Below are 6,119 nucleotides of genomic sequence, written 5' to 3' on the forward strand. Positions count from 1 at the left end.
GGTGATCGCAGACGGCTAGGGTGGAGTTTTCTCCTTGAAGCTGCCGCCTTCGCTTAAGCGGGCACCGCGAGACCGGCGGCGGCCTGATCCATCGGCTTTATCCCTTCCGGCCGGCCTATAGCGGCTTTGAACATGTCCATGTTGTGCTGGGCGGTGAAAGCTTCGTGGCATTGATGCCCTTTGGGCACTGGGCGGTTCCCCGCGAGAACATCGCCGTCACCGCCTGTCGTTCGGCGGGCGAAAGGTCCCACCGACTGGACGCTGCGGCCTCCCCCAAAAAAATCGCGATTTGGGGCTTTGCCCGGCTTGGTCTGTCGCGATCAGCTCCTTCCGCGAGATGCCTATCTTTGACGCGGGCCAAGGCCAGGATCGGGATGAAAGAACCGCGCGTACGACATGCGCCGTCTTTTGCAACTTGGCCGCCTACACTCATGCCCGGCATGGAAAACGAGCAAACCAACAGACAGATCATGCAGCGCGGCAAAAAAACCAAGCGTAAAAGGCCAACGCACCGGCAGACCGAATGTACCTTACCGGACCAATGGCCGGAGCCGGATTAACGCACCGCATACCAGCAGGGCGCGTGCAGCCAGTAATATTCACCGCAGCTGAGGACATGGCGCTCCTTGCCTCAGATGATCTGGGGCCGGATGCTGAAGCCCGCAGCGTCGAGGCTTTAGGCGACCCCGTCGTCTTGCTGACGATCACCGCTGCGCGCTTTTGAATCTTCGCAGCAATTTTGATCTCAAATCATCCATAGCCATAGCCATCGCCCGCGGCGTGCTGGACTGATTTTACCGTTTGGTCACACAGGCAACCCGGCCCAGCCGATCGCGTCTTCAAGCGCCTTCGACACGCCCAGAACAAGCGCATCGTCACCGGGCCGACCGGTGATCTGCACCGCCACAGGCAAGCCCGAAACCGTTAGGGAAACAGGCAAAACCGCCGAGGGTTGCCCGGCAAGGTTGGCGGGCGTCGCGAAGGGGGCAAAGCCATAGCCCCGTTCAATCCACTTCTGAAGGTCGGACCCGCACGCGGCGTAAGTCAGACTGCCAAGAGGTGCAGGGTCTTCGCTTAGCGCCGGCGTCAGAACCAAGTCGACTTCTTTCATCGAACGACCGATCGCCTGCGCAACCGCCGTCATCTTCAAGCGGGCTTCCAGCAGATCAAGTGCCGAAAGTTGCCTTGCCTGCTCGATAAACGCCCATGTCATCGGTTCCAATTCGTCGCGTTCGGGTTGGCGCCCAAGCTCGCGCGCGCGCTCTTCCACCAGATGCAGGACCTCCACGATCCAGAGTGAGTCGAACCACGGGCCCGACTGTGCCTCGACCGGAAAGTCATAGGGCACGACGACATGGCCCATCGCTTCCAGAAAAAGCGCCGCCTTCTCGGCCGCGGCCACCTGTGCTGCCCCGGCAGACCGACCATACGGATCCTTTGTCGTCAGCCCAATCCGCAGGGGGCCAATTATACCGTCCAATACCGCAAGATAGCCACCGGCGGGTGCCTGCCGCCCGATCCTCGTTCCCCGATCAGGGCCTGCCGTCAGATCAAGCGCCGCAGCACTGTCGCGCACAGAGCGCGTCAGCACATGGTCCGAGTCGAGACCACCCGCGATTTCGTCCCACCATGGGCCCAACGGATTCAGCCCGACCGAGGGTTTGAAGCCGAACACCCCGCAGCAGGCGGCAGGGATACGGATCGACCCGCCAAGATCGGTGCCGTGCGCCATTGGAACCATTCCGCTGGCAACGGCAGCAGCAGCGCCGCCACTGGACCCGCCGACCGTCACCCCCGCATTCCACGGGTTCCGGCATGGCCCGTAGGCCAAAGGTTCGGTCGTGAAATCCCCGGCGAACTCTGGAGTATTCGTTGTGCCCAGAACGACAAGCCCGCCCTCGCGCCAGCGGTGAACCATCGTGCTATCACCTTTTGGCTGTGCCGTTGCGAAGAAGCGCGAAGCGAATCGGGTGGGCAGCACCGCCGAGTAAAGGTTCACGTCCTTCAGCAGGAACGGCACACCCCAAAGCGGCCCTGCTTGTTCGGGGCGGCTCCGATCCATCTCGTCCGCTTCGGCCCGCGCCTTATCGAACCGTTCCGCCACAACTGCATTCAGCACCGAATTTTGTTTTTCGATGGTGGCAATCGCGGCCTCGGTCGCCTCTCGGACGGAAAGGTCGCGCTTGGCGATCCGGGATGCCAGATCCAGTGCATCGCTTTGGTGTGGTTTGCTCATTGGGTGTTCTGCCATTGAAAAGGGGGTGCCACGCGACATCCACGGACGTCGTTGCGGTTCGCGCAACTCACTTTGCTCCAAGAAGCGCCGCAACGGAAGGGTGCGCCGGCAAGCAGTCTCTCTTGGTCGTGCCCTCCCGCCCCCGGCCAGGAATCAAGGCATGGCCCATCTCTGGCAGCGCCGGGTCCATATTCTGGCCGTCAGCCGCGATCATCCACCGGGCTATCTACCGCGATCACGGCAATTCCACGGAATTTGCCAGTCTTCCACCCAGCCAGATCGTTCCAGGATTGGCCGATCAGGGACAATATCTGGGCTCGGAATCCAGCTTTTATCGCATTCTGCGCAGCCATGGGCAGCAGCAGCACCGTGGCCGGGCAAGGTCGCCCGTCCGGCGCAAGCCGCCAACCAGTTACAAAGCCAGCGCACCCTGTCAGGTCTGGACCTGGGAGCGAGGCGCGACCCGGCGTGACCGGGATCAAACTGTCCGGGGGACAGTTTGAAGCGCCGAACACCTAGATGCCGGGCCCTGTCGTGGGCAAGTACTTCTACCTCTATCTGATCGTGGACATCTTCAGCCGCAAGATCGTTGGCTGGGAGGTGCAGGAGCAAGAGGGGCGCGGACCTTGCCGCAATGCGGATCCAAAAGGCGGTCTGGGCCGAGGCCTGCATCTCCCGGCCCTTGGTGCTGCACGCCGACCCCGACTTTCGAATGGGGGTAGCCCAATGAAAGGTGCTACGATGAAGGTGACGCTGGAAAAACTGGGCATCATGACCTCCTACAGCCGCCCACGGGCAAGCCACGACAACCCATTCTCCGAGGCGCTGTTCCGCACCTGCAAGTATCTCCCGGACTGGTCAGCCAAGGGCTTTGCTGCGAAAGCCGATGCGCAGGCTTGGGTGAAATCCTTTGCCAGTTGGTATAACGGCGCGCACCTCCATAGCGCGATCCGCTTTGTCACCCCCAACATGCGCCACGTCGGGCAGGAACACGACACCCTCGCAAACTGCACCATCCTCTACGCAACTGCCCGTGCACAAAAACCAGAACGCTGGTCAGGCAAAACCCGCAACTGGCAACCCGCCGGACCCGTCTGGCTCAACCCGGAACGCGACACCAGCGCCCCTGAAATTAGAGACGCCGCATGAAATCGGCGGACAACTTGTTTGACAAACACCGGCCCTGAACGGCAATCACCGCCCGATCTGATCACTCATGTAGCCATTGACAAGATGACAAAACATGATGGGCATTGCCTGAAGGACGCGTTGGAGGACCTCACGCGCCGTGGCACAAGCCTCCATGGTAACAACGCTCTTGAGTTGCTGGGCAAAGAACGCCAGCATCTGACCCCGCAAAAGCTTCTTGCGAAACACGATCGACCCGTCGTTGCGAGCTCCGTGCAACTGAAAAACGCGCTTTGCAAGGTCAATACCGATGATGGTAACTTCCGACATGGATGTCCTCTGCTTCTGTGATGGCTTCAACAAACATCACATTGGCACATTACGATGCCGTCAGGAGGGGGCATCCACGCCATCAACAGAGCCCCTTTAAGCCACAAAACCATTTGGGTATTTGGCCCGAAAGCGTCCTTCGCTCTGCTCATTCCATAAGGCACCGAGCGGCAAAGGCAATTCGCTCCAACGCGCCGAGCAAGGAAGTCCATTGGCGACATGCAGGGTCATTTCACCCGCCTTGCAATGCAAAATGTAGGAATAGACCGTGGTCAGCGGCACGCCATGATTGCAGATGCCAGTATCTCCATCGTCATGAGAGGCCAGCGTTGCCTTCAATTCATCAACCGAGCGTACGATACCAAGACGCGACTGCGCCGATGCAAACCGCGTCGAAGAGCAAGGTAGATTGTCGGGGGAGGCGGTCTCACCAAACATCGGCTGGTGATTCGTCCTGAAGATTCGGGTCGCGGCATGCTCAACGCGGATCTCTTGCCCCCGGACTTCAACAGCCGCAAGTTGGTGAGCATCAGCAAGGATCAGGTTTCCCCACCAATAGGGCTGCGCCGCAACCTCGCGGTGAATTGCGGCAATTGCCTCTTTGACGCTCTTTGCTACGTGAAGAGCCGTCTCAACGAGGCAATCATAGTTTTTGTGGCTATCATCGCCTATCTTGACATGATTAACGCACGCAAAAAGCCCATGCCGGTTCGCCCCGAGGGAGAGGCCTGAAAATATGCTTTCGACCGCATCCTCTTGGGCAAATGTCTCAAGTCCCAGTGGGCCAAATACATCCGCATTCAGCGTCACGCGATCTGAAAACTCCGATATGGAGAAGTCTTTGTTTTTGAACAATAAATACTCATCATTTTCTATTCGCAAAGCCCCGATTGTACACATGAAAATCTCCGACGTTTTGCCGATGCCATCGCGCAGTTGAATGTAGCGACTTCCAGGGCCTTGGGCGACAAGAAACGAAACTCTTTTTTGAAGATCAACAATGCCAAGATGTCGCAAACAGGCATGCAAAGAGACCTTGAGCGCTAACAATATGATTGGGACCGACAGACACGTACGGGAGTTGCAAATATGATCATCAAGCGCCTTGAGGACATCCTCAACACTGACCGGCATGCCCGAGGTGAAGGATGGCAAAGCCGCCGCATATTGCTTGGCGATGATGGCCTTGGCTATTCGCTGCACGATACGCTTCTGGATGAGGGCTGCGAGCTGCACCTCCAGTACAAGAACCACATAGAAAGCAACTACTGCATCGCAGGCATTGGTGAAGTCGTCAATGTTGCGACAGGTGAAGTGCATCCGATTGCGCCCGGAACACTTTACGCACTGGAAAGCCACGATGCCCATATTCTGCGGGCATTGAAGGGACAGCTGCGACTTGTCTGCGTCTTTACTCCGGCTTTGACAGGCCGCGAGCGGCACGATTCAGATGGCAGCTATGAGTTGATAGAGTAGCAATTGTCCGCAGAATCGATAGGGCTAAGGTCAGGACTCATAGCCAGAACATGACCACAGCGGCGAGGGCGCAGGCTGAGAGGAACAAATCGGCACATCTGTCGTAGCGGGTTGCGACCCTACGCCAATCCTTGAGGCGGGCGAACATGTTCTCGATTTTGTGGCGGCTCTTGTAGAGGATCGCAGCGTGCGGAATGACGGCCTTGTGGTTTTTTCTGGAGGGGGTGCAGGGCCGAATCTCACGGTCTATCAATACGTTGCGGAACCAGTCCGCGTCATATCTGCGAGCAGCGTCCCGACCCTTCGCGTCGGTCACCGCGTGCAGCTTGGAGTCCAACCCGGTGTTTGTCAAACAAGTTGTCCGCCGATTTCATGCGGCGTCTTTGATTTCGGAGGCGCTGGTGTCGCATTCCGGGTTCAACCAGACGGGTCCGGCGGGCTGCCAGTTGCGGGTTTTTCCTGACAAAGCTGGTTGATAGGTCCGTGGCCATCGAGGCCATGAAATCGGCGCTCAACGACCGCAAAGCAACGCTTGGACAACTGGCAGCCGCCGCGCAGGAAAACGGGGCCTGGAACCAGATGCGCCCCTATCTGGAGGCGCTGACGTCCAATGGCTAAACCACCCAAGGATATCGCGGCCTCGGTACGGCAACGCCCTCTCTTTGGGGCGACTTTCGACCCATTGACTCGCTATGAGGCACTTATCGACTTCACCGCTTGCTTTTCGACACTTCCACAGTATTATTGATTTTCGACAGGGCCGCTTTTTCTGCAGCGCCTTTCGACTAAGGTGAAGGTTTTTCGACAATTGGATATCCCACTACAGACCCCGGTGGGTTCAACCGGTCAGCGCAACGGCTCGATCAAAGGTATCAGCGGGCGTCTGAAAGCCAAGCGTTTTCCGCGGCCTTGTGTTGAGCCGCAGGGCAACCTGATCAAGGTCATATTG

General features: G+C 58.5%; 5 protein-coding genes and 2 pseudogenes. 3 read left to right on the forward strand and 4 right to left on the reverse strand.

Translation table 11 applies throughout. From position 1 onward, the window contains the following. Positions 1–805: 805 nt before the first annotated feature. The gene (locus ACP7AP_RS19230) at positions 806–2,236 is read right to left on the reverse strand and encodes an amidase (RefSeq protein ID WP_426036736.1); all 1,431 of its coding nucleotides are present in this window, start codon (positions 2,234–2,236) and stop codon (positions 806–808) included. 726 nt (positions 2,237–2,962) lie between these two features. Here ACP7AP_RS19230 and ACP7AP_RS19235 point away from each other — a divergent pair. Beyond that, positions 2,963–3,385 carry an integrase core domain-containing protein gene (locus tag ACP7AP_RS19235; protein WP_426036738.1) on the forward strand — a complete coding sequence of 141 codons (423 nt, stop codon included), beginning with the start codon at positions 2,963–2,965 and terminating at the stop codon, positions 3,383–3,385. A 135-nt stretch (positions 3,386–3,520) separates the two neighbouring features. Here the strand turns inward: ACP7AP_RS19235 and ACP7AP_RS19240 are convergent. Together ACP7AP_RS19240 and ACP7AP_RS19245 are read right to left on the reverse strand one after the other, a co-directional pair. Further along, a pseudogene (locus tag ACP7AP_RS19240) lies at positions 3,521–3,694 on the reverse strand (IS110 family transposase); the annotation flags it as partial. 96 nt (positions 3,695–3,790) lie between these two features. Continuing rightward, positions 3,791–4,828, reverse strand: a complete 1,038-nt coding sequence (locus ACP7AP_RS19245; RefSeq protein WP_426036740.1) for a carcinine hydrolase/isopenicillin-N N-acyltransferase family protein — start codon at positions 4,826–4,828, stop codon at positions 3,791–3,793. On the opposite strand from ACP7AP_RS19245, the gene ACP7AP_RS19250 reads away from it, so the two are divergent. Beyond that, entirely contained in the window at positions 4,784–5,170 is a 387-nt protein-coding gene (locus ACP7AP_RS19250; protein WP_426036742.1) for an ectoine synthase, read from the forward strand. The genes ACP7AP_RS19245 and ACP7AP_RS19250 overlap by 45 nt on opposite strands. A gap of 37 nt (positions 5,171–5,207) precedes the next feature. On the opposite strand, the pseudogene ACP7AP_RS19255 reads toward ACP7AP_RS19250, so the two are convergent. Further along, positions 5,208–5,519 (reverse strand): annotated as a pseudogene (locus ACP7AP_RS19255) (transposase); the annotation flags it as partial. Between the two features lie 134 nt (positions 5,520–5,653). Here ACP7AP_RS19255 and ACP7AP_RS19260 point away from each other — a divergent pair. Continuing rightward, the gene (locus tag ACP7AP_RS19260; protein ID WP_426036744.1) at positions 5,654–5,788 is read left to right on the forward strand and encodes a hypothetical protein; all 135 of its coding nucleotides are present in this window, start codon (positions 5,654–5,656) and stop codon (positions 5,786–5,788) included. The last annotated feature ends 331 nt before the right edge of the window (positions 5,789–6,119 follow it).

Origin of the sequence: Cypionkella sp. TWP1-2-1b2 (assembly GCF_049896245.1) — a bacterium.
In the GTDB taxonomy this organism is placed as follows: Bacteria; Pseudomonadota; Alphaproteobacteria; order Rhodobacterales; family Rhodobacteraceae; genus Cypionkella.

Coding starts and splice junctions, on each gene's coding strand:
- ACP7AP_RS19230 (WP_426036736.1), bottom strand. CDS start 2,236: ATGAGCAAACCACACCAAAGCGATGCACTGGATCTGGCATCCCGGATC.
- ACP7AP_RS19235 (WP_426036738.1), top strand. CDS start 2,963: ATGAAAGGTGCTACGATGAAGGTGACGCTGGAAAAACTGGGCATCATG.
- ACP7AP_RS19250 (WP_426036742.1), top strand. CDS start 4,784: ATGATCATCAAGCGCCTTGAGGACATCCTCAACACTGACCGGCATGCC.
- ACP7AP_RS19245 (WP_426036740.1), bottom strand. CDS start 4,828: ATGCCGGTCAGTGTTGAGGATGTCCTCAAGGCGCTTGATGATCATATT.